Below are 23,517 nucleotides of genomic sequence, written 5' to 3'. Positions count from 1 at the left end.
CATGTTGTAAAACCGGGAAGCCGCTGCCGGAAAACTTCTCCGCCCGGGTGAAATGTCCATCCCGAGCAATGCCTGACGCTATGGAAAGCCGCAGGCAGGCATGGCGCCGCCTCTCTCCGGAAAGGCCTCACACGAGACCTCCGTTTTTACAACACGATATCCACGTTGTAGGACTCCTCAATCAACAGATAGTCACACCCATGCTGCCTGCATTTCTCAAGGTTGTCCCTGTTTTCACGCAGCAGGCTCTCCCGTGTGCAGGACGCCTCATCCATGCGCTGCTCAATCGCGTTTGCATGGTCCATGATGTCATGGTAATGCCTTTGAATATAATCCTCTGAAAAAATCAGGCAAACATACCGGATCTGCTCCCGGCAGGCCGGTGTAAAATCCTTCTTCCAGTCAAAGGGGATGCAGCACCCTTCCACCACCAGATTCTGCCCATTTTCCATGGCGGTTTTTACAATTTCCCTGATAACGCTCCAAAGGAAGGGGGTGAGCTCTTCATCTGGGCTTTCAGGTGCAAGGGGACATATTCCGCTGCGTATCAACCCCATCTTTAAATGGTCAATGGATAAATAGGGATAGGAATATTTTTCAAGCGCCCGCTGCGCCGCAAGCGTTTTTCCGGTATGCGTGCCGCCGCCACCGGAAATCCCTCCCCCGGCGTCCCTGCGAGGCATGCTCGATTAGCCCGATGCGGGCAACGCCCGGCATTGTTCCATTTCCGTTATCCAGGTTCATGTTGATTAACTGTGGATATATTTTACAGGATTTCCCGCAAACCGCGTGTTTTGCCCAAAAAAACGGGCCGGGCCGCACAGAGGGGGAACAGGGGGCGCCCCTCCCTACAGGCATTTTGCCCTGCTTTCCGGAGGCACATTCTGCGGCTAGGGACCCTAAAGTTCCAGTTGCTCCGCCAGCTTGATTTCCGCAAACATTCCATTCAAGCCTGCCATATACGCATCCTGTACTGTCTGGGCCGGGATGGAATGCTCCATGATCTTCAAATCCCTGGCAGCGCAGGCGTCATACAGGAGCGTGACGGGAATGCCGTAATCCTTCGCCGCGCGCACGGTGGTATCAATGCACATATGGGTCATCATTCCGCAGACAACCAGTTCATTCACTTCCCTGGCTTGCAAGAGCTCCAGAAGATTCGTCCGGAAAAAGCTGTTTGGAGCATGTTTCACGACAATCGGCTCATCCCCCGCGGGAGCAATGTCCGGATGGATTTCCGCGCCGACGGTATCCGGGAGGAAAAACGAAGCGTCCGGACGGGTGTTGATGTGCTGGACAAAGATAACGGGAAGCCCCTTTTCCCGGAACCGGTCCAGTACGGCCCTGGTCCGTTCAAGCGCTTCAACGGCGCCCGCCAGTTCAAACCGGCCGCCAGGAAAATAATCATTTTGAACGTCAATAATAAGCAATGCCTGCATCAGCTTCTCCATCCGGCCATTTTTCCAGTTCTTGCAGAGGCGGGCAAGGAAAATTACAGGAGCGCGTGTACTCCTCTCCTCCCCGCTACCGCTGCCTTTGCGGAATCTGGCAGATGAAGTAATACGTTTGACGGAAGCATCCCGGGAAAAGAGCCTCACAGCGGCCATACCGGAAAGGAGGCCGCCGCGGCCGCTTCCGGCCCGGCGCAGCCCATCCGCAGGAAGGCCGTCCATCCAGCAACAAAGCCTTTGCCGTCTCCGGCAAAGGCTTTGAGAATGGCGCCCCGTCGCGGGCGCGGAATGGATCGGAACCTTAATTGCTGTAGGAGGATTCCACGCGCTTGGCTACGTCGCGGTAGCCGTATTCGGCGTCGTAAATCTGCTGGAACGCCGCCAGGGATTCCTCCTTCTTGCCCAGCTTTTCATAAAGCAGGCCGATCATGTAAAGGATTTCCTTCTTGGTGTCATTCATTTCAATCAGTTCCTTGTTGGCTTCCTCCAACTGGCGCAGGGCCATATCATGCATGTTCTTGGCGTCATAGCACTTGCCGAGCAACAGCATGGCGCGGATGCGGATATGGGGGTTGTTGCGGGCGCGCTGGAGCTCCGGAATGGCTTCCGTGTAGTTGCCGCAGTCGAAGAGGGCCTGCCCCAGTTCAAAGCGCGTCTGCGGGTCCGTGGGGTTGTTTTCCACGCGCTGGCGGCACACGGCCACCTGCTGTTCCGCCGCTTCCTTGCTGAACTGGACGAGCTGTTCCTGAAGTTCCTTGTTGTCCGGCTCCGCGGCGGCGCGGCGGCGGATTTCCTCCACCTGGGCCTTGCGGTAGCGCTCATTCATTTCAGAGGCCTTGTTTTCCAGGGAAATATCATTGTTGCTGAGGCTGAACGCGTAGTTGTAGAAGGAATAGGCATTCGCCCAGTCCTCCATCTGTTCATAGACGCCGGCGATGTCGCGCACGGCGGCCAGGTCCTGCTGGTTCTGGGCATAACGGGCGGAAAGGAGCCCAAGGCGTTCTTCCAGCTCCGCACGGGTGAGGCCCTTCTTGTCGCTCTTGTCCAGGGAGTTCGTTTCCGCGGAGTTCTTCATCACGTCCCGGAAGCTCTTGGCTTCCTCCCACTTCTGCTGCTGCATCGTGGCGCGGGCCATGCAGTCTTTTTCACTCTTCACGGCCACGCTGTCCGTGGGGTCCAGCTTCACGAGGTCATGGTACACCTCAGCAGCCTGGGCGGGCATGTCCCGTGAAACGTAATGGGAGGCCAGCATGTGGAGCATCTTCTTGTTGCCGGGATGGCCCTGGCGGACGGTTTCCAGCGCAAAGGCGGCCAGGTCCGGGAAGCCCACGTCCATGGCGGCCGTGTACAGGGCCTCGTTGACCGGAATGCTGTAAGGATCATTTTCCAGTTCGTCTTCCAGCGCGGAAAGCTGGGTGGCCGCATCCTTCTTGGAGGAGGTGAGCTTGCTGGTGCTGATTTTCATGCCGCTGAACAGACCGCCTTTCTTGGCTTCCGGGTTCAGCTTGATTTCACAGGCACGGAGCGCCCTGCGGCCTTCCAGAAAGCCGGGAAGCTGCTTCACCAGGGCCTTGAGCAGGCTGACGGCATAGGGATAATTGTTCATGTCCACCGCCTGGCGGGCGCGCACCCAAAATTCGGCCTGCTGGGGGGTCAACTGTTCTTCTGTAATCGTTTCAATCATGGAACTATATAAGCGTAAATGGTGAACAACGGCAGCGCTCCAAACGGGGAGGCTCCGCATGTAATAGTTTAATGCTATCAGCCGGGGAGGCATACTTCAACCTTGTTTTTTGTTCCCGTTAGGAAAAAATACGCCGTATGAGACTGGATGCTCTTTTATCCCGCTACGGGTACTGTTCCAGGCGGGAAGCGCCGGGCTGGATCAAACGCCACTCCATCACGTTCAAGGGGGAACCCTGCTCCGCCCCCACGGACAAGGTGCAGGCGGAAGGCATCCTGCTGGACGGAGAGCCGGTGGAGTTCCCGGACGGCCTGTACGCCGCCCTTTACAAGCCCGCGGGATATACGTGCAGCCATGACGACGGGGAGGGGGACGTGATTTACGACCTGCTGCCCTTCCAGTGGCGGCACAGGAACCCCGCGGTTTCTTCCGTAGGACGGCTGGACAAGGAAACGTCCGGCCTGCTTCTCATTACGGACGACGGGAAATTCATCCACCGCATGACGTCCCCCAGGCATCACGTCGCCAAGGTTTACGAAGCCGTCACGGAAGAGGACATTCCGGCGGAGGCCGTGGAACTGTTCGCCTCCGGAACTTTCATGCTGAACGGGGAGGACCGCCCCTGCGCCCCCGCCGTGCTGGAAATCCTGGAACCGCGCCGCGCCCGGCTGACGCTGACGGAGGGGAAGTACCACCAGGTGCGCCGCATGCTGGCCGCCGTGGGCGCTCCCGTGGCCTCCCTGTGCCGCATTTCCATCGGCTCCCTGCATCTGGACAGCCTGAACCTGGAGCCGGGGGAATGGATGCCCATCCGTCCGGATGCGCTGTAATCCTCCTGTTCGCCATGTGGATTCCCATTTCCGACGCTCCTATTGCCTGCTTTCCGCACTTTGAGGTGGCGGGGGAGTCCGGGGACTGGATTGTGGTGGACAAGGGCGCTCCCCTCATCGTCCACCCGTCCAACGGGAAGAAGGAGCCCAACCTGCTGGAGGGCGTGGAAGCCCTGCTGAGCTATGAAATAGCCAACGGAGCCGCCCTTTCCCTGGTCAACAGGCTGGACCGGGAAACCAGCGGCCTGACGCTGATCGCCAAGAACAAGGCGGCGGCGCGCGAGCTGGGGAGGGCCATGCAGAGGCGCCGGATGCACAAGGAATACCTGGCAATCGTGCAAGGCCGGCCGGAGTGGGCGGAAACAACCTGCGCCGCCCCCATCCTGAGACAGGGGGACGTCGCGGAAAGCCCCATCTGGGTCAAGCAGGCCGTTCACCCCGCCGGGAAGGCATGCGCCACCGTTTTCCGGACGGAACGGACGTGGAACACGCCCCGCGGCCCGCTGGCCCTGGTCCGGTGCATTCCGGAAACCGGACGCATGCACCAGATACGCGTGCATCTGGCGCACCTCGGCCACCCTATTCTGGGAGACAAGATTTACGGCCCCTCTGAAGCCTGCTATCTGGAATACATCCAGCACGGCTGGAGCCGGGAGCTGGAAGAACGGCTGATCCTGCCGCGCCATGCGCTGCATGCCTGCCGGCTGGAGTTCCCGTTTGATGAAGAAGTTTTCACCGCGGAAGCCCCGCTGCCGGAAGACATGCGGCAACTGCTTGAAGCGGGGGATTAAAGAAAATTCCGTCAGACGACCGGAATGACGTCATCCCGGTCAAAGCGCACTTTCGCCAGACGGGCGTATTTGTCCGCCTCTTCATCCCGGTAGCCCAGGGCCAGGGCGCAAAGCGCATAGTACGGGGAGCCTTCCAGGTTCAGAATGCGGTCATAGGCCGCAGGGTCCATTCCTTCCAGAGCGCAGGTATCCACCCGGAGGTCAGCGGCGCAGCTCATCATGAACCCGAGGGCGATGTACACCTGGCGTTCCAGCCATGCCTTCAGGACTTCCGGAGACTTGGAATCCACCAGTTCAAAAATGCGCGCGCGGTACTGCTCCAGGGATTCCATGGTGACGCCGCGCACTTCCACAATGCGTTCCAGATAGCGCTGCACATCCTCCGGCTTGAAGTCCCTGCGGGCGCAGAAGACTACCAGATGGGAGGCGTCCGTAACCTGGGGCTGTCCCCAGGAAACCTCCCGGAGCCGTGAGCGCACGGACGGATCCTGCACGTCGAGGAATTTCCACATCTGGAGACCGAGGGAGGAAGGACTCAAATGCAGGGATTCCAGAAGGGCTTCCCAATCCTCTGCCGGAATTTGGCGGTCCGGGTTGAATATCTTGGTGGCATAGCGCCATTCCAGCGTCTTGATCAATTCCTGAGCGTTCATATTCGTATAAAATGATTGATGCGGGAGCTTTCCGCGTAGCCGGCGCGCCGGGCGGCGTTGCCGCCATGGCATGCGCCGCGGTTTGCCCCATGTCATGGCATCTTCCCCGTTTCCTCCCCGGAATGCAAGCCAAGGTTCCGGCACAAGCGCGGCAGCGGGTTCTTGCGGAAAAACTTTTCCTACCCGGTACGCCGGAAGCCCCAGCCCTCCCTGAAAAGAAGATGAACGTGGACGGACGAATTGTAAAAATGCGGCCTTGGACCGTGTCCGGGGGGGTCCATGAACAAAAGCTGATTCGTTCATCTTCCAGCTTCACTCACCTTGAGGACGGCCTGTCTCGCATTCCGCTCCAACCAGGGAATCCCGGTTTCCCGGCCCCTGTAAAATCACGCAACCCCGGAGAAAAAGCCCCCCTCCCCGGAAAAACGTCACACAGCCCGGGCAGCTTCCATCCCTAAAAACACGGATGCCGTAACAAGGAGAAACGCTTCCGGCGCACCCATTACAAGAGAACCGCGACCTTCCCCGGACATTAGAGGAACTTGACCGGCATGTAGTCCCCGGTCTGCTGAATGGTGAAGCTGATGCCCAGGCCGAATTCGTTTTTATTCCCGTTCTTGCGCACGAACGCTCCCACGCCCAAATACCAGGAACCCATGTTGTGGTACACGTTGTATTCCTGAATGTCCAGCTTTCCGTCCAGCAGGGAGAAGCGCCACTTGCCGCTGAATGCCCAGGCTTCCGAAAAACGCTGCAAAACGCGCAGGTCAAGCTGGCTGCTGTCCTCCAGCAGGGAGTGCTGGTTCAGGTAACGGTGCCTCACCACGAATTCCGTGGAGCGCCACGGCATGAAGCGCAGTGAGTTGTTGTACTCATGGCAGCCGGAAATCTTGTCCTTCCCCAGGATGGGGGCCTGCATTTCCGACCGGTATTCCATCCACGGAACGGGGTTCCAGCGCATGAAGGAGAAGAGGTTGGAGAAGTCCCGCTGGTTGATCGGGTCATACAGGTACGCATCCATGAACACATCCCAGGAAAACCAGCGGTGGGAATTGGCGTCCCGGCTGGTCATCAGCATGTTGCGCAGGCCGTACCGGAATACCAGCCCCGTTGGGAGGGAGTCAATCTCCGTATACCTGCCCAGGCTCAGGGACGGCGGATTGGTGGTGGGGGTGTCTCCGTCAATCTGGGGATAAAGCTCGCTCAGGCGGTTGGTCTTCACGTACGCCAGCGTAAAATGGGGCTGCACGATGTGGTTCATGCCGTTCAGGCCCAGGGAATCACTGTACACGGAGGAATAACGGCGGGAAAATTTGAAGTCCGCATCCGTTCCGGCATAAAAAATCCCCTGGTTGAGCGGCTTGTAGTCCTCCACGCCGTAATACCCGGTGTAGCCCCCGCCCAGTTTGGGCGTCAGGTTCAGGAACCCCATGATTTTCTTGGAGGCGGAAATTTCATGGAAGGAATGGAACCGGCTGTAGCTGTCCGTCATCAGCATGCGGGCCCAGTAATCATAGGAAGTGGTTCCGGGCTCCATCTCGTCCAGCATATCCCGGATTTCCGTCCGCATGAAAGGGGGGACGTACTGCTTCAGGAAGGCGAAGCTGGTGCGGCTTTCATACATGACGGGAGAACGGAAAATGGGGGACTTGATGCGTTCATAGCTGAACTCCGTCCGCTGGTCCGCCATGTAGAAGTTGTTGGGAACGAAACGCTGCAGCAGTGAAAAATCATTCGTGTCGTCCGTGCGGGAGAGAAGCACCGTATTATCCGGAGAAGAATTGCGCTGATAGATTTCCGGATAAAAGTCGCGGAGCATGTACTCGTCGCTCAGCATGTTGACGTTGGCCTTCAGCCGCCAGTCCGTGCGGGCGTTTACCCGGTGGGACCACATCTGCTGGAGCGCCAGCCGCCACCGGTCCGGGTCCAGGTGCTCGCGGTATTCATCATCCCCGGCGTTAATCTTCACCCCCTTGTCATGGGTTTTGTAAAAGGACAGGCCCGTCATGTCCGGACAGTCCTTTTCCAGCAGCACGTCACGGATGTCCAGCCCGTAGGCGAAGCCGCGCCTGGTGCGGTAATCCACATGGAGGGTGCCCAGATAGTCGGCGGAAGGCATGCCGTTGTCCGACCATTTTTCCCCCAGCAGGAACCCGTATTCATTCAGGAGGTAAGGCCCCCAGATGGACCGCATGCCGGGAAGGGGAAGATAGCCCACCTCCGGATTCAGGGAATGGCTGAGATAGGGAAAGTAAAAGAAGGGAACGCCCCCGTAATACAGGGTCAGGTTTTTGAAGGAGAACCTGTCTTCCGGATACACGCGTATCCTGTCCGCTGAAATCCAGGTGAGGGGTTCGCTGACGTCCTCCGCCGTAACGGAGGCGTTACGGGCTTCCAGATAGGTCTTGCCGGCGGCGTCCTTCCGGGATTCAAACTTCCCGCTGCGCAGGATCAGCCCTTCCATCTTCGCCCGGATGGCGTCCGTGAGGAGCACTTCGTTCTCCCAGTCGAACTCCGCGCTGCTGGCGCGTATCAGGCTGTTGGTGCGCGTCTTGCTGTCGCTCTGGTAAATGGACAGGTTCCCTTTCAGAAAAACCCTGCTCCGGTCCATATCCGCCTGCGCGTAATCCGCAAACACCTCCACCCCGGTATCCGTGACCATGTGCACGCGCGGGCCTTCAAAAATGATCTTCCTGGCTTTCTCCACCCTGATGGGCCCGTCATTGGTGATGGAGATATTGGAGGGAATCTGCGGCATGAGCGTGCCGGAAAGCAGGTTCCCCGCCATTTCCCCCTGGGGTTCTTCCTGCCCGGAACCGGAGGACGGGGAGGACGGCGGCTGTTCCGCGGGCGTCTCTGCAAACAGGGGAGCGCCGGCAATCAGCGCCGCGGCACCCCATAGCTTTGCATTCATCCCAATCATGGCTAGTCCACAGAACACTATGAGAAAGGACAAAAGACAAGCCTAATGTCACATTTCTCCGCCAGTGGAGCGGAAATTTACCGGGTCAGAATGCCGTTGGCAATGATGCCCCAATCGGCGGCATTGCCGTCTCCGGCGTCATCCACGCGGATTTCCAGCTTCCTGCCGCCCTCCACCGCCGCCTTCACCGGAACGGAGGAGCCGTCCTTGAGCACGGGGGTTTCCACAAGCTTTTTCCCGTCCAGGTACACGCCGAATTTGACGCTGCCGCGGGAACCGAAGGGCAGCCCCACATCCGCGCGGAACTCCTTCCAGCGTCCGTCCAGGTCATAGGAAAAGACGGCCGGGGCATGCGCCAGGATGAAGCGTTCCGGCTTCCCGATCGTCCTGAAGAAAGGCACGGGCCCCAGGTCAGACGGAAAGAGGACGTCCCACAACGGAACGGCCCACCCCACTTGAGCCACGGAGGGCTTGCAGTCATTCAGGCTGACGCTGGCGGTTTCCGCAGGAATCTGTGCAGGGGTAGCCTCCAGGGAGGGGTCCTGGCGCTCCAGGGCGCGCTTCCAGATGGGGAGCCATTCCTTCACCTCCGGACGGGAGCCATGCTTGCGCTCCACCTCCGCGAGGGCCTTCCGGGCTTCCTCCGCGCGGCCGCGTATCCACAGGTTCTGAACGTCGCCGAAGTAAACGGTCTGGGCCAGCGAAGGAGTCTTGGCCCCCTGGGCGTCCATCCACACGGGCAGCGTAATCATGCTGCGGGTGCTGTCGCAGTTCAGCACGGCCACCCGCATTTCTATAAAGCCGCCCCTGTAGCCGGGCCGGCAGATGGTGAGGTCAAACTCTCCCTTTCCATTCAGGGAAGCTCCCACGGCATTGGAATCATAATCCGAACCGCCGGGAGGGTCCAGGTGGACTACGATTCCATAAGCGGGCCGCGTCAGGCGCACCCGGCCTTTCAGCCGCAGGCCGTCCTTGACGGGAATGGCCTCCAGCCGTTCAAAGGACCCCGGAACGTATTTGCCGATCATGCGCCCGTAGGAGGCGTCAGCAGGAAGCTCTGTCTCCACGCCGTTGAACAGGGGAACGCTGGCCAGTTTCAGGGCGTCCGTAGGCGCCAGGAAAGCCCCCTTCCCCTCGTTGCGCAGTTCATTGCCGTACGTGGAATTGCCGTGGCCCATCAGGGAATCCCCCGCGTTGGGGTAGTCCCATCCGTTGCCCGTGTGCGGAAGGCCGAAGGAATGCCCCAGTTCATGAGCCGTGCCGCCTATGTAAATGGTGGCGTTCTTCCCCTTGGTCACCTTGAAGCGGCCACCCTGCATCATCTCCGTATCCAGGAAGCTGGCGGGATCCAGCCCCTCCTGGTCGCAGGTCCAGCCCGTTCCCTGGTGGCTGAAGCCGCCGCCGTAATAAGGCCCTACGCCGTCCGGCAGCTGGCACACGATCAGCACGTGTTCCTTTTCAATGTCAATCCCCTTGGACGCCAGCACCTTCTTGGCCGCCTCCCGGGAGACGGGACCGGAGCTCTGCACGTTCATCTCGCTCATGGGCCTGTCCACATAGGCATCGTAAATGACCAGCTTCCCCCGTTCGTCCAGGTCCAATTGGAACGTAAGCGGAGGAAACCCGTTGGCCTGCATCTGGTCCGCATAATAGGCCTGGATGTTCTTCAGGATATGGTCATACCGTTCCCGGTATCCTTCAAGGGCCGGCCTGTCCTTGAACGTTACGTAAACCACGTGCAGCTTTCTGGAAGACTTGGGCTTCCCCTGGTGATAGGCGCTCAGGGCCTTCCATGCGGCGCGCGCGTTGGCGGCATCCCCGGGATTCACCGTCCAGCTCACGGGCAGGCGGGTGAACTCCGCCCCTTCCCGGGCCGCGGGAGCCGGAGACCGGGAGGCTGATTCCGCATCCTTCCCCATGGCGGGGGCGTTCCACGCCCCGGCGCCCAGGGCCAGCAATAAGACAAAAAAGCGTTTCGACATAAAATCCATGAACCGATGTCAGGATATACGGGTAAACCGGAGGTGTTTTATCACCATATCATTCACCAGACGGTTCATATTCTCGGAAAAAGAGTCGTACACCACTTCCACGCGGCAGGGACCGGGCGTCATCACCACCTCCACCGCCGTGGAATAAATGAAATGCTCCCAGTTGCCGGAGCGTGACGTATGGGGAAAAGCCAGCGTGCCCGCGCGCCGCCCGTCCAGGTACAGGCTGCGCAGGGCGCAGGTGTTCCCGTCTGAAACGTCAAAAGTGCCGTTCGCGAAAAAGGCGTCCACCCGGTACACGCCGGGCTTGTCTATGTTGACATTATAGCACAGGGCGTCCGGAGACTCCGTAACGCGGGAAAACCAGACTTCATCCCCGCTCAGCCCGCAGGGGCGCGTCTCCATGCGGGCATCCGCGGAAGGATAATCATTGGGTTCATTCAGATAAGACTCCCTGCCGTCCAGAGCGACCGCCATCACCTGGAAAGACACGTCCCCCCGGCTGGGGGCAGGCATGTAATGGCAATACTCCGTCTGGGACACGGGAATGCCGTTCCGGTAAACACGGTAATAATCCGCTCCGGCCACGGCCTCCCAGGCGATTCCATGGCGGGCTGCCTTCCACTCCGGAGCCTCCAGGCTGCCGCCCATGTGGGCCAGATTCACCTGCCCCGCCCCTTCTTCTGCGGCAACCATCTCCAGTTCCACGAACACGCGGCCCTTCATGCCCGGAGAAAGCACGGGGGGAGCCTCCTGCCCGTTGACCAGGCACCGCGCTATCCGGCGCCCGTGGCCGCGCAAGCGCACATCCACCGTCATGCCGCGGTATTCCAGCCCGGCCAGTTCATGAACTCCTTCAAAAGACTCCGGAACACAGGGGCGGAACTCCATGGAATCCGGCTGAAGGCGGATGCCGAACAACCCCTTGTAAAAACTGCCCAGCATCCCGGCAATGCTCCAGAGCTGGCTGTCCGAACTGAGCAGCAGCCCTTCATCCAGGCCCGTTTCCAGAAGCACGTTCTCTTTGTTCGTCCCACACAGCAGGGCGGCGCGCACCATGCAGGCGAACGCCAGAGCCAGGGCAGACTCATTCTCCACCGCGGCGGCGGCCTGCGCGTAATAGCCCTCCAGGAACGGCCACATGGCACGGTTGTGGTAAGGCGGCACGCCGTCCGGCATCTGGGGATGGAAACAGGGAATGCCGTACACGCAATGGGGGAGAACGGCTACCATTCCGGCGGCATGCGGACCGTGAGCCTGCCCCAGAAGCACGCAAAGCAGATTGCCCAGGGAATCCACCTTTTCCGACAGCACGGGGTAACCCCGGCCATACAGGTACTGCCCGTACAGGGCATGCTCCGGAATCCGGAAAAACCGCTCGATGACGGCGGACAGGGAGACGCTTTTTTCCTCCCATTCCCGCGCCTTCTCCTCCAGCCCCAGTTCCCGGAACATCCGTGCCAGAACCTTGCGGGCCTCCGCATGCAGAACCATGGTGGAAAGGCTGCATGAATCCCCGATGTCCGCGGAAGTCATCCACGCCGGGTAACTCTGTTCCCGCCAATCCAGGAAAGATGACTCCCCTTTCACCAGGCCGCCGGTAGCCGCAAGCACCTGTTCATCCCGCATGCACGTCTTTTCCAGCACGCGGCAGGAACGGGCCAGCCAGCCGGCGTCCCCCGTCAGGCAGTAAACCTCCCAGGCGGCCATTCCCCACACCACGCGGTCGGAGGAAATGGGCCAGGAACCGCCCGTGCCGGTATCCTGCTCCACCTCCCCGTTCCGCACCCGGGCATTCAGGCTCTTCATGCAGGCATGGACATTCCACAACCCCAGCCCCAGATGGGTGGCGTAGGAAATATCCCGGGTCCACACGGTGGGCCAGTTGGCTCCCGTCCGGAACGTCCCTTCTTCATTGAGCAGGGCGCCGGCCTCGTTAAGCGCCAGGCTGTAGGCCTTATTGAGCACTTCAAAGCTTCCCCGGTAATGCGGGGCGTTTCCGGCCTCCGGCAGAACGCGCCATTCGGAATAACGGCCGTTCTTCATGGTCTTCACCTGGCCATCCGGCTGCACCTCCGCCCAATGCGCGGCATCCTGGCGCACGGAATTTCCGGTCAGTGTAAAGGCCTCACCCCGGTATAATATGCGGTCTTGGTCCATAAATAAGCGGATGCTGCATCCATCTTTCTTTTTAACACGGGGGAAAACTTCTGTCCCGCAGAAAATGAGGCTTACGGAGCTTTCAAGGCACAAAAAAACCGGGCTCCCCGAAAACGGGAAGCCCGGCGCAAGAGCAAATCAACTTTAATGCTTCAACAGAGAGGAAACAGCGTCACGTTCTTCCTTCAGTTCATTAACGGTAGCGTCAATTTTTTCACGGGAGAACGCATCAACCGGCAACCCCTGCACGATTTCCCAGCCGCCATCCTTGGTGGTGCGGACCGGGAAGGAGCAGATAAGACCTTTTTCAATGCCGTAGGAACCGTCGGAGCAAACGGCCACGGAATACCAGTCGCCTTCCGGAGTCTGGGTAGCCAGGCTGCGGACGGTATCCACGGCTGCGGAAGCGGCGGAAGCGGCGGAAGAAGCGCCGCGTGCCTTGATAATGGCGGCACCGCGCTGCTGCACGGTGGTAATGAAATCGCCCTTAAGCCATTCCGTATCCTTGATGACTTCCGTCACAGGCTTTCCGCCAATCCTGGCGTTGGTGAAATCAGGGTACTGGGTGGAGGAATGATTGCCCCAGATGGCCATGTTGGTCACTTCCGTCACATGGACGCCGGCCTTTTCCGCAAGCTGGCTCTTGGCACGGTTTTCATCCAGGCGAGTCATGGCAAAAAAGCGGTCGGAGGGAACGCCGCTCGCATTGTGCATGGCAATAAGGGCATTCGTATTGCAGGGGTTGCCGACCACCAGCACGCGCACATCCTTGGCGGCGCTGCGGGCAATGGCCTGCCCCTGGCCGATGAACACCTTGCCGTTGATATCCAGTAGGTCCTTGCGTTCCATACCGGCCTTGCGGGGAACGGAGCCTACCAGCAGGCACCAGTTGGCGCCGGCGAACGCTTCATCAGGATCGCTGGTCGGGACAATTTCATTAACCAGCGGGAACGCGGCGTCACGCAACTCCATCACCACCCCTTCCAGAGCATTCATGGCCGGGGGAATTTCCAGCAGGCGCAGGTTGATCGGCTGATCCGGCCCCAGCATGCTGCCGGAGGCAATACGGAACAGAAGGGAATAGGCAATTTGGCCGGCGGCTCCTGTAACGGTAACGGTGATAGGTGTTTTCATAACGTTCAAATTAAAATAAACAGATATTTTCCTGTCTGGTCACGGTTATACCACAAGGAAAGGAGGCGCTCAATCAGGAACTTTTTATTTTGACAGAAAAAATTCCCTATCCCATAATGCTCAGGGGTTGACTGCTCTTACTTTTCCATACAGTTAAGTTTTTACCAATATTTACGCTAACACTATGAATTTAACAATTATCGGCAGTGGTTACGTGGGGCTGACCACAGGCACCTGTTTTGCCGAAATGGGCCATCACGTCATTTGCGTGGATAATAATACGGAAAAAATACGTACTCTTCAATCCGGGGCCATCCCCATTTACGAGCCCAAGCTGGAAGAGCTCGTGAAAAAAAACGTAGCCGTGGGGCGGCTGGAATTTTCCCCTTCCATCGCCGCTTCCATTGCGGAAAGCGAAGTCATCTTCATCGCCGTGCCCACGCCGCCCAATACGGATGGTTCCGTGGATCTGACCTACATTGAAAAAGTGGCCAGGGAAATCGCCCAGGCGCTCCAACCAGAAATGGGATACAAGGTCATTGTGGACAAATCCACCGTACCCGTCAAAACCGGGGAAAAAGTCAGCCAGACCATCAAGCACTATGCGGGGCCGAATGTTCAGTTCGACATTGTCTCCAATCCAGAATTCCTGAGGGAAGGATGCGCCGTGGACGACCTGCTGCACCCCGACCGCATTGTCATTGGAGCCAACTCGGAACAGGCCATGAACGTCATCAAGCGCATTTACCAGCCCATTCATGCCCCTATTCTGGAAACGGACGTCAACTCCGCGGAACTCATCAAGCACGCAGCCAACTCCTTCCTGGCTCTGAAAATTTCCTACATTAACGCTGTCGCCAAGGTCTGTGAAAAAACGGGCGCAGACGTGGAACTGGTGGCGGAAGGCATCGGCATGGACAAACGCATCTCACGCCACTTCCTCAACGCGGGGCTGGGCTACGGCGGGTCCTGCTTCCCGAAAGACGTCAAAGCCTTCATCAATATCAGCCGCACGCTGGGCATTCCCTTCACCCTGTTGGAGGAAGTGGAACACATCAATGACACCCAGCATATCCACTTCCTGGACAGAATTCGGGACCGCCTGTGGGTCCTCAAGGACAAAAAGATAGCCGTTTGGGGCCTTGCCTTCAAACAGAACACGGACGACGTCCGGGAGTCCATCGCCCTGAAACTATGTGAAAAACTCTGCGGGGAAGGAGCCATTGTCACCGCTACGGACCCCAAAGCCATGCACACGGCGGCCCCCATTCTGAACCCTATGGGGGTCAAACTGGTGGAAGACATGTACGAATGCGCCCGGGATGCGGAAGTTCTGGTCATCGCCACGGAATGGAGCGAATATGCGAATGCGGATCTGCAGAAACTCGCCGGAGTCATGCGCAACCGCATCATCTTTGACGGAAGAAACATCCTCTCCCCGGCAAACCTCCGGGCCGTAGGATTTGAATACCACTCCGTGGGCAGACCCTCCGTTGAAGAAGCCTGACTGCCTCCGGGAACCGTCCCGGCTTCAAACGTCCCCATATGTAAAAGGCCTCCGGCACATTCAACGCACCGGAGGCCTTTGTCATGTATTCGCTAATCCTGTTGGCCGGTCAAAACTCAAATAGCAGCCCCGCACGCAAATAAAAACCGGGGTCATAATGGTATTTTTCCAAATCATGGCTTCCGTTGCTTGTCTTGATAGTGCCGGAATTCCCGAAGGAAAAACCGACATCCGCCACCAGCCTGGGGCGCACGCTGCCCCAGTGACCCAACCCCACATCGGCGCCTATGCCGGCGACGCCGGAAATCCATGCAAACTGGCGGACGCGGCGGTCATGGTGAATCGTCCATGTGCCGGACACCACGGAAACGAAGGGTCCCCACTTCAACCCATCGCTCACCTTGTTGATATAGGAAAGGCGGGCCCCTTCCAGCTGAAGCGTCCAATTGCGGGAAGCTTCCCATTTAAACTGGATAAGGGGCAGGAAAGGATAATCCCCAAGCTGCGGATAACAGCCGATGCCGATTCCATAGCTGAACCGGTCGTTCAAGGGGCCTGCCAGAAGAACATGGCCTCCCAAGAAAATATTATGGCTCGTCCATGTATCGAAATCCGTGGAAATCTGGGGCGTCACACCGAAAACCAGGCGCGTCTTCCCCGTGATGGCATAGGAGGCGTTCACATTCAGCCAAATCGTGTACAGCCGGTCCACATCCATCTCATCCGCTCCTTTTCCATTAAACCAGCTCAGACGCAAGGCCGCCGTAGAAGAAAAATTCCAGGAACCGCTGGACATCCTGCACAAATTCAAATCCGTCATCCAATTCTGGATATCCACGCTTCCGCGCCCGTTTCTGGAATCCATGGGGCCAAGCAATTCAAAATAGGACTGCGTGGGGAAAACAGGCCTGGAGGCGGATTCCCCCGCCGGAGCCGGAGCGCTGTCGTAGCCGCCGGAATAAGCCTCTGCATAAAAACCGGTATCGTATCCGTCAGAAGAATCGGAATCCGGATAAGGCTGGGTATTCGCCTGGGCGACCAGAGTCATGCCAGCCATGAGAGAGAAACTTGATAATAATCGAAGGAACATGATCGGAAATTATATATCAGTGCACACTCGGTCAATCAAAACATATACAAATGACTAATTAATATTTTCACGCCCGAACAGCAGCGCGATCATAATCATCACGAGTACAAGAAGTAAGTACCAGCGGGCCGCTTTGCTGCTCCGGATACACGCCCCCGCACAAACAAGAGACACGACAAAACAAACCGCCGCCGCCAAAAGCATGGCCCGCGCCAGCATGGGAAAATCCAGCGCCCCTGCCCCCGCCGCAAAAAGCGTCCCTACCACATACCCGGCAAATGACCACCTCAACCCCACCAGCCAGGAAAAGGAGGCTGTTTTTTGCTGACTCTGCTTCATATATTCACTCTGCTTGCCTCCCTCCGAAGCTCAAGTAAAAAATCGGCTTTCTCCATGATATCAACAAAGAGAATCTCCCTCAACACGGGAATGCCTCCCAAAAGCAATAAAAAAGCACGTTGAAAAATAGACCGGGCACAAGAGGCGAAGACCCCCCATATCTGGTTTTATGAACTAAAAAAACTCCGGAATACTGCACCTCCAGGATTTCTTCTCAAGATAACATTATTCAGGTTCCATATACGGTTCAACATTTATTTGTTTTTCCTGACTGCTTCAAGCCTCTTATCAATTTGCTCTGTTAGGGAAAGAACAGAACAAGACGGATCCATGGAAACAAGGGCTACTACCGTATTACCGTTCACGAAAAAGAGGGACGACTCGTTGCTCGACGGAATAATTCCGCCAAAATCGCCCAATACCCCCTGCCTTCCCAAACTGTAATCTCCCAGTTTGAACGGATTGACGACCACTGTTGCTATTTCGTCATCCCAAGACCATTGTTCAGGCCTGTCCGGGGTTTTCTGAAAACGCCGTGAATACAGCTCGTTCATGGCCGCAGACTGAGACTGGCAATAGCCGACAAAAAGCCAAATATCGCTCTTGTCATCGTCTTTCCCTTCCGTATGAAGGCGCGCAACCACGCCGTTTTCCTGTTCATCCACCACATCCACGTCTCCCTTCTTCCAAACAGTCTTCAACCATGCCTGATTGATAGCACCCTGATCGGGATTGGGCAAAATAACCTTCTTGTCGGGAGAAAGCGAAAGAGATGAGAAATATGTATCAAAGTTTTTCCACTTTAAACCTTCCGATAAATCAGATTCCCCACGAACGCTAAAAGGAAACTTTCCGGGAATGCCATAGTCGGGAGCAAGTTTTTTTCGTTCTTCCCGCTGCTTCTCTTCTTTTTGCCAACGGAGTTTGGATACTTCTCTGGCCCTACGGTCCCGCTGTTTGATAGATCGGTTGAATTCCATTAATTTTTCTTGGGCTAAATCAAAATCATAAACAGCCGGCGCTTTCCCATCCAGAACGAGAGACAATGCTTTAAGTACAGGCAGCATTTCACGCGTAGAGGCATATCTCGTCTTTACCGTTTCGGGGGTAACAAAAGTAGCCGGATCGGTAAATCCCTTGAACGCCAATCCAGCGTTTTTAAACGTAAAACAAAGAATATCATCACCTTTGGTCATAACCCAGCAATCGTCGCTTAACACTATTTCCTTATAAATGGAAGGCATGGACCAATAATTGAATGAAGCTCCTTCAAAAATAATCATATCAGTCCGTATGCCGAAAACACTGGTGGAGTATCTGACATCCATCGATCCATTTATATGTCCATGTTGATTGCAATAGAGAATAGGATTCCATGAATCGGAGGTAACAAAAAAAATACCGTTTCTCACTTTTAATCCATGGAGGATTTTTTTGAGATCAGGCGCCTGATCTGTTAACTTTTTACTTCCAAAATGAAAGGAAGTATTTTCCAAGTCTTTTAGCCCATGCAATCTTATGCTTTGCATGGAAGATCTATTTTTTTCCGCAGCTACTGTCATCAAAGGCATAGACTCCGTTGCAAATAATGAAACGGAAGTACATGATATTGTAAATAGTATAATCAATATATTTTTCATGAGAACTCTGTTTTAAATATTCTACTATTAGGCGGAACAGGTGGATTTTCTATCGTGCTTTTTTGATAGGAATTAGAACTATCACCAACTACTGGTCCGGCACAGGCATCATAAATAAATTTAAACGAAGAACCAAATAAACTTACATCGAATACGACATATGCATGATTACCAAATCCGGTCCTATACTGATAATAGGGATTTGTTTTCAGAATGACTGGGACCGCAAGAGCTGCGGGAAGGCGAGGATTTTTATAAAAAGGATTATTACAAGAACCCACTCCTATTAAATTGACAGTTAATATATTCCCAAAAGGTTCCTGATAATTTCCTTCGACGTTGATTCCAAGCAATCTAACGAGAGCAGTTAGAGAAAAGCATTGGTCGTAACAATTGACTACATTCCCATTGTTCTTCTCAAGATAGGAATCCAGATTAATAGTACCAAGTGATGGAGTATACTTTGGTGCTCCCCTCACCGTATCATAAGTCCACCCCATCTTGCTAAAAGTATAATTAGTAATATTTTTTATGATTGAATCTGATGAATTTTTATCAAGCCCTATATTCCCTGAACCTTCTATTACTACATCTAGCGCTTTAATCCATGGTTTTTTCTTATTGTCATTCATATCCCACGGCGATTTGAGTGGTTCACTAAACAGGACATACCCATTCCTAACTGTTGTTTCAAAAACAATTGTCTCGTTAGTAAGAGCAGTTCCTTGAATCTCTGTTAATCTCCAAGTCCATTGTTGATTTCCTTTATTCAATTTGGAATCAATATTATCTTTGAAAGGAATTTCAAATTCTGTGTTGTTATCAAATTCCTGTTCATCCAGTTCTGGGAGGAAATTTTTCGAAACTTTTCCCTCACCCTTTGTCTTTACCTTCGCTTTCTTTATGATTCCAGGTTTTACTTCCGCTTTAATTTTTAGATCAGGTTTTTTACCGCCAATATAGAGAAAAGGTTCCGATTTCGTTGCTTTGCCATTCTTATCAAAAGTTGCTTCCGGGACATCTATGATTTTCCCTTTATAAGTTTTTAATAAATCCATAGCATCCTTGTCATGCTTACCCTGTACGTGATTGAAACTTATTTGATGGATTAGGAGGCTTGGAGTTAATAATTTGTGTGCGGCTTCAAGATCAGTCAAATGTTTTTTCTGTCCGTTTTTAGTCTCATAAAAACTCATCTTGCATTTTACCGTGATCACTTTTCCCCAGTGTTCCTTGTTAGACGAATGGACAGTACAAGTGTCCTGATCTCCATTTTTGACTTCCAACTTTTCCGTAACGGTCCATTCGTACTTTTTCTCTTCGTCCAATTCGTATCCTGCATGTGGCTGCGGCGGCTCCACGACAACAACAGTGAATTGCCCCTTAGCTTTATACTCCTTGATTTTCTCTGGTTCAAAAATGGCATATTTATTGCTGTTCTCATCTTCTGGATCCTCTCCTTCTGCCTCTTCTATAGTACATATGGGAAGTGACTGAGGATCCACCTTGATTTTACCTCCCGGCTCCCCGCTCGCCCAACTCGCTTGCAGAATCAGAGGACAGGCAATTAGAACAATATAATAATACCGCAATATACTCATATGTCTTTTATCGATTAAAATATTCATTCAGCCGTAATCTCATTTTATTTACATTTGATTCACTGTATTGCTTTGTTCCAATGATAAATTGTTTCCAATCAACTTTCCATCTATCCATCATTCTGATTTCCTGGGGAGTAAAATCAATGACATTGGGACTGTTGGGGAATTTATAGCTGGAGCGATAATAAGAATCCTTCATTTGCTCCGTTGACCATGTCTCAAGCATCTTTTGTTCAAATTTCTTGATATCGCCTTCATCCCAGATCTTTAGATGCCACTTCCAGTTTTCTTTCAATGGATCGGGAACTGAAGCCTCATTCCATAGTTTCCTGAACGTATAAAGCAGTAATTTTTGGGAAAGGCGAAGATGAAATGGAGAATCGGCCCGTTTCACAAAACAGTTGCTCCAAGCTTTCAGTAGATTTTCCGGAACATCAGCATTTTTTATGGAAGTAAGTTCCGGAGGGGAAGGCATCCTGGCATTCTGATAGCCGCTTTCCAGACATGCATTCAGAAAAACACCACCAAGAGTCGCCTCTTTAGAGCCATTTCTGGAAATTCTTAAAAAATAGAATCCGGCCCGGTCCGTATAAAAATTTTCGGAACTATATACTTTAATCTTGTAAATCCCCCATAATCCATTACACTACTCCTAGAAAAAGAAAGGAGTAGAACATGACGTACCGCGAATTCATTGAAAAATTTCCTGATGATGAGAGCGTGGCAAAATACCTGATTGAAAAACGGTTTGATGGGAAAATAGTTTGCCCGTTTTGCGGGAAAACAGAGAAGGTTTATCACGCTCACTATAATTGCCGCAATGCCTATTGCAACAACTGTAAGATGGAATTCTCTATTTTCAAGGGAACCATTTTTGAAGAAACAAGAATGCCTTTAAGGCATTGGCTGTATGCTATCAATATGGTTTGTTTGTCTAAAAAAGGGATTTCTGCTATGCAATTGAAAAGGGAATTAGGTGTTTCTTATAAAACTGCTTGGAGGATGATGCATAAGATTAGAGGGGCAATGGCAAAAAGAGAGGTAGGAGAAACTTTTGAGGCGATTGTTGAGATTGACGAAACCTATGTTGGAGGAAAACCCCGGAAGAAAAATGAACATGGGGATGATGACGATTTGCCGAAAAATCCTAGAGGAAGAGGGACGGCTAAAGTTCCTGTTATTGGAGTCAGAGAAAGGGGAACTGGGAAAGTTCATGCCGTCGTTGCCAATAGGAATGAAGAAGGAAAACAATTGACGGGCAAACAATTATTCAATGTCCTTAGCAAGGTTTGCAAACCTAATACCAAAGTCATGACTGACCAGTTCAAGGGCTACAATATTCTAAAATATCCTAACAATAAGAACCTTACCCGCATCATGATTGACCATAACGTTATGTTCAGCGCGGGCAATGGGGTTCATACCAATGGGATTGAAAGCTTCTGGGCTTTATTGAAAAGAGGGATTCATGGAATATTTCATCATGTCTCCCTTAAACACCTACAGAAATATGTGGATGAATTCTGTTTCAGGCAATGTTATAGGAACGAAAATGAGGCCTTTGAGGTTTTGATGGGGTTGTGCTGGAAATGAAAAGCCGCCACCCTGCAAACAAGGTGACGGCCTAAGTCATGCAAATCAAAGAATCGCCCCCTTCCCCGAAAGGAAGGAGGCCAGTTAATTCACCGCCGAAGGGGATTAGAAGGTCCAGCTAATGCCAGCTTGGATAAGGTGGTAGGGTTCGACTTCATGGAACTTGAGGAGTTCATAGCCCAGAATCAAATCTGTTTTGTTACCAATGGCAAAACGGAAGCCAGCCGTAAGAGAAAAGGTAAAATCAGCATTGTATTCTGAAGCACTAATTCTCTTACGCTCAATTCGATAAGAGGAATTATGCCAAACTTTTCTATCAAGCGTTGCTGTTGCTCTCCATGTATTAAAGGTGATGCCAATCTTGCCTCCTAAGTAGAAATACGCTTTCTCCTGTACTAATGGAAGGTTCAATGTATATCCCGCCAGTAATGGAATAGATGTTTGGTATTTGATTTTCAGGTCAACATTCGTAATATTTTTATCATTAAGAAATTGTTGAATCTGAGCATCGGAATATCCCAATTCGCGGCCAATATCAAAGGCATTGAAATGTTTAGCATCGGAAGACATCAATCCCGCCGTCAAAGACAATTCGTGAACGATATCTCCTGTTTCAGTATAGGAATTTAGGCTGAGCAGACCGCCGCCAAGATTGGGCATGTCACTATCTCCCGCAATCCCATAAACACCCTTGATACTCATTCCAAAGGTAGAATCGTATTTCTGAGTATAGGATGGGGAACTGTAAGAACTGCCTGCTCTATAATAGTTCCAAGGGTCAGACGCTTGGACTGAAAAAGCACAGGATAATAGACCTAATGCACACGTTATAAATAAGTTTTTCTTCATGGTCGTTTATGGGTTGAAGTCATAATGAAGTCACGCTTGCCAACAAAGATTCCCTCTTGAGGGTCTCAATTGCGAATCGCAATAATCATCATATGCGAGTTATTAACATAACAAATGCGAACAACACAAGCTCTTTCTTTCTATGAACTGGGTTCTATCAGATAATCAAACCGCATGTTTACGAGCAATTCCAAGCCTGAACCGGACTATGTGGACACTAAAAAATTAGGCCAATGGCTCAGCGAACATTCCATTAGCCGTGCCGAAATAGCCAAGGCTCTTGGAGTCCAAACCACCGTGGTTCATAACTGGTTTGCCCGTCAAAGAATCCCTAAAAACGTGCAAGGCTCATTGCGTCATTTGATGAGTAAGGACTATCCTTCGGAACTCGAATCTCAAATCGCCGTTCGAATGAAAAATTCTACTCTGAATGAAGTGGTCAAGCGGGCCGTCAAGGAAGGGTTGTCTGTGGAGGAATGGATTTTGAGGGCGGTGGAAGAGAGATTAGGAGGGAGTAAATCCCTACAATAAGAGACCCTAAAAACGATTTTTATTATTTGTTAGAAAGCTATTTGAGACATAAGGAAATACCTATGGCATCAGATGAACGGATAGCATTCAATAAGAGTCAATTCCAACAGGAATAACAGAAACAAAATGCCATCAAATGAAATTGCTAAAAAGTGTAATTTTTTAGAGAGCAAACATTCTGAACATTATAAAAAAACAGGAAAAGCTTGACCAGACTTAAGAGTTCGACATAATTTTCCCGATATTTTTAAGTTTTACAATTATTATGTCAATTTTTTACAAAAACGACTTTGTTAAAAAAATAGAAGAAGATTCGCCAGAGTGGATAGACAATATCAGTCGCGAGCATGCTTGTATTATTATTCAAGAAATTATTCGTGCTTCAGTAAATTACGTTTACATTCAATGTTCTAAACTTGCTTCTGATATTTATGGCACTAAAGAAACAAAAGATTTAATTGTTGATGCCATGAATAGAGGAGTAAAAATTCGTATTGCGGTTCGGTCCTCTGTACCAGAGGCAAGAGATTGTTATGATATCCTGAACTTGAAAGGTGGAGCAGAGGTTCACCTTCTTTGTAAATGCTCAAACAACGATTTTTGCATCTCTGACAATAAAAGATTTCGTTATGAAACGGATGCTGAAAATAGGCATGCTAAAGTTTGCGCTAATGACCCAGAAATGGTCGAAAACTTGAAATGTATTTTCGATGCTGGGTTTGGAAAATGTTCTGTTTAGGAAATTAA

The 23,517-nt window shown here is 53.0% G+C and carries 20 protein-coding genes; 6 read left to right on the top strand and 14 right to left on the bottom strand.

All coding sequences use genetic code 11. The features are described 5' to 3' along the window. Positions 1–146 precede the first annotated feature (146 nt). The 3 genes from M8N44_RS01070 to M8N44_RS01060 all read right to left on the bottom strand — a co-directional run bounded on the left by M8N44_RS01070 (position 147) and on the right by M8N44_RS01060 (position 3,135). Entirely contained in the window at positions 147–683 is a 537-nt protein-coding gene (locus M8N44_RS01070) for an adenylate kinase (protein WP_102728914.1), read from the bottom strand. Positions 684–899: 216 nt separating this feature from the next. Then, entirely contained in the window at positions 900–1,451 is a 552-nt protein-coding gene (locus M8N44_RS01065) for a cysteine hydrolase family protein (protein WP_205597318.1), read from the bottom strand. A 301-nt stretch (positions 1,452–1,752) separates the two neighbouring features. Next, entirely contained in the window at positions 1,753–3,135 is a 1,383-nt protein-coding gene (locus M8N44_RS01060) for a tetratricopeptide repeat protein (RefSeq protein ID WP_180970968.1), read from the bottom strand. 137 nt (positions 3,136–3,272) lie between these two features. On the opposite strand from M8N44_RS01060, the gene M8N44_RS01055 reads away from it, so the two are divergent. Together M8N44_RS01055 and M8N44_RS01050 are read left to right on the top strand one after the other, a co-directional pair. Beyond that, entirely contained in the window at positions 3,273–3,965 is a 693-nt protein-coding gene (locus M8N44_RS01055; protein WP_102728915.1) for a pseudouridine synthase, read from the top strand. 14 nt (positions 3,966–3,979) lie between these two features. Next, entirely contained in the window at positions 3,980–4,756 is a 777-nt protein-coding gene (locus M8N44_RS01050) for an RluA family pseudouridine synthase (protein WP_102728948.1), read from the top strand. An 11-nt stretch (positions 4,757–4,767) separates the two neighbouring features. Here the strand turns inward: M8N44_RS01050 and M8N44_RS01045 are convergent, their stop codons facing one another. The 5 genes from M8N44_RS01045 to M8N44_RS01025 form a co-directional block, all read right to left on the bottom strand. Next, the gene (locus M8N44_RS01045; RefSeq protein ID WP_022396205.1) at positions 4,768–5,409 is read right to left on the bottom strand and encodes an NAD(P)H-dependent oxidoreductase; all 642 of its coding nucleotides are present in this window, start codon (positions 5,407–5,409) and stop codon (positions 4,768–4,770) included. Positions 5,410–5,941: 532 nt separating this feature from the next. Further along, entirely contained in the window at positions 5,942–8,323 is a 2,382-nt protein-coding gene (locus M8N44_RS01040; protein WP_102749518.1) for an LPS-assembly protein LptD, read from the bottom strand. A gap of 86 nt (positions 8,324–8,409) precedes the next feature. Further along, positions 8,410–10,314 (bottom strand): NPCBM/NEW2 domain-containing protein, encoded by a 1,905-nt coding sequence (locus M8N44_RS01035; protein ID WP_180975249.1) that lies wholly within the window; start codon positions 10,312–10,314, stop codon positions 8,410–8,412. 18 nt (positions 10,315–10,332) lie between these two features. Continuing rightward, complete coding sequence (locus M8N44_RS01030) at positions 10,333–12,483, bottom strand: hypothetical protein (RefSeq protein ID WP_102728918.1); 2,151 nt, start codon at positions 12,481–12,483, stop codon at positions 10,333–10,335. A gap of 144 nt (positions 12,484–12,627) precedes the next feature. Then, on the bottom strand, positions 12,628–13,617 hold the full coding sequence (locus tag M8N44_RS01025; RefSeq protein ID WP_012420473.1) for a malate dehydrogenase: 990 nt from the start codon (positions 13,615–13,617) through the stop codon (positions 12,628–12,630). A 184-nt stretch (positions 13,618–13,801) separates the two neighbouring features. On the opposite strand from M8N44_RS01025, the gene M8N44_RS01020 reads away from it, so the two are divergent. Continuing rightward, positions 13,802–15,124 carry a UDP-glucose dehydrogenase family protein gene (locus M8N44_RS01020; RefSeq protein WP_249852987.1) on the top strand — a complete coding sequence of 441 codons (1,323 nt, stop codon included), beginning with the start codon at positions 13,802–13,804 and terminating at the stop codon, positions 15,122–15,124. Between the two features lie 109 nt (positions 15,125–15,233). On the opposite strand, the gene M8N44_RS01015 is transcribed toward M8N44_RS01020, so the two are convergent. From M8N44_RS01015 to M8N44_RS00995, 5 genes are all read right to left on the bottom strand, one after another. After that, positions 15,234–16,214 (bottom strand): Amuc_1434 family mucin 2-degrading aspartic protease, encoded by a 981-nt coding sequence (locus M8N44_RS01015; RefSeq protein WP_249852986.1) that lies wholly within the window; start codon positions 16,212–16,214, stop codon positions 15,234–15,236. A 54-nt stretch (positions 16,215–16,268) separates the two neighbouring features. Continuing rightward, a complete protein-coding gene (locus M8N44_RS01010) occupies positions 16,269–16,553 on the bottom strand; it encodes a hypothetical protein (RefSeq protein WP_102722378.1) in 285 nt (94 codons plus the stop codon). 254 nt (positions 16,554–16,807) lie between these two features. Beyond that, entirely contained in the window at positions 16,808–18,193 is a 1,386-nt protein-coding gene (locus tag M8N44_RS01005; protein ID WP_146021176.1) for a hypothetical protein, read from the bottom strand. Beyond that, the gene (locus M8N44_RS01000) at positions 18,190–19,821 is read right to left on the bottom strand and encodes a hypothetical protein (RefSeq protein ID WP_146020135.1); all 1,632 of its coding nucleotides are present in this window, start codon (positions 19,819–19,821) and stop codon (positions 18,190–18,192) included. Before M8N44_RS01000 ends, M8N44_RS01005 begins: the two co-directional genes overlap by 4 nt. Further along, positions 19,802–20,272 (bottom strand): hypothetical protein, encoded by a 471-nt coding sequence (locus M8N44_RS00995; RefSeq protein WP_146021177.1) that lies wholly within the window; start codon positions 20,270–20,272, stop codon positions 19,802–19,804. The genes M8N44_RS01000 and M8N44_RS00995 overlap by 20 nt, the downstream gene beginning before the upstream one ends. 200 nt (positions 20,273–20,472) lie before the next feature. On the opposite strand from M8N44_RS00995, the gene M8N44_RS00990 reads away from it, so the two are divergent. Then, positions 20,473–21,390 carry an IS1595 family transposase gene (locus M8N44_RS00990; RefSeq protein ID WP_102728924.1) on the top strand — a complete coding sequence of 306 codons (918 nt, stop codon included), beginning with the start codon at positions 20,473–20,475 and terminating at the stop codon, positions 21,388–21,390. Positions 21,391–21,495: 105 nt separating this feature from the next. Here the strand turns inward: M8N44_RS00990 and M8N44_RS00985 are convergent, their stop codons facing one another. After that, a complete protein-coding gene (locus M8N44_RS00985) occupies positions 21,496–22,239 on the bottom strand; it encodes an outer membrane beta-barrel protein (RefSeq protein WP_102728925.1) in 744 nt (247 codons plus the stop codon). Positions 22,240–22,413: 174 nt separating this feature from the next. On the opposite strand from M8N44_RS00985, the gene M8N44_RS00980 reads away from it, so the two are divergent. Next, positions 22,414–22,770, top strand: coding sequence for a hypothetical protein (locus M8N44_RS00980; protein ID WP_102728926.1), 357 nt, complete (start codon positions 22,414–22,416; stop codon positions 22,768–22,770). A 265-nt stretch (positions 22,771–23,035) separates the two neighbouring features. Next, on the top strand, positions 23,036–23,509 hold the full coding sequence (locus tag M8N44_RS00975; protein WP_146021178.1) for a hypothetical protein: 474 nt from the start codon (positions 23,036–23,038) through the stop codon (positions 23,507–23,509). The last annotated feature ends 8 nt before the right edge of the window (positions 23,510–23,517 follow it).

The organism is Akkermansia massiliensis, assembly GCF_023516715.1.
GTDB lineage: Bacteria > Verrucomicrobiota > Verrucomicrobiia > Verrucomicrobiales > Akkermansiaceae > Akkermansia > Akkermansia massiliensis.
This window is presented reverse-complemented; position numbering and strand designations above follow the sequence as displayed.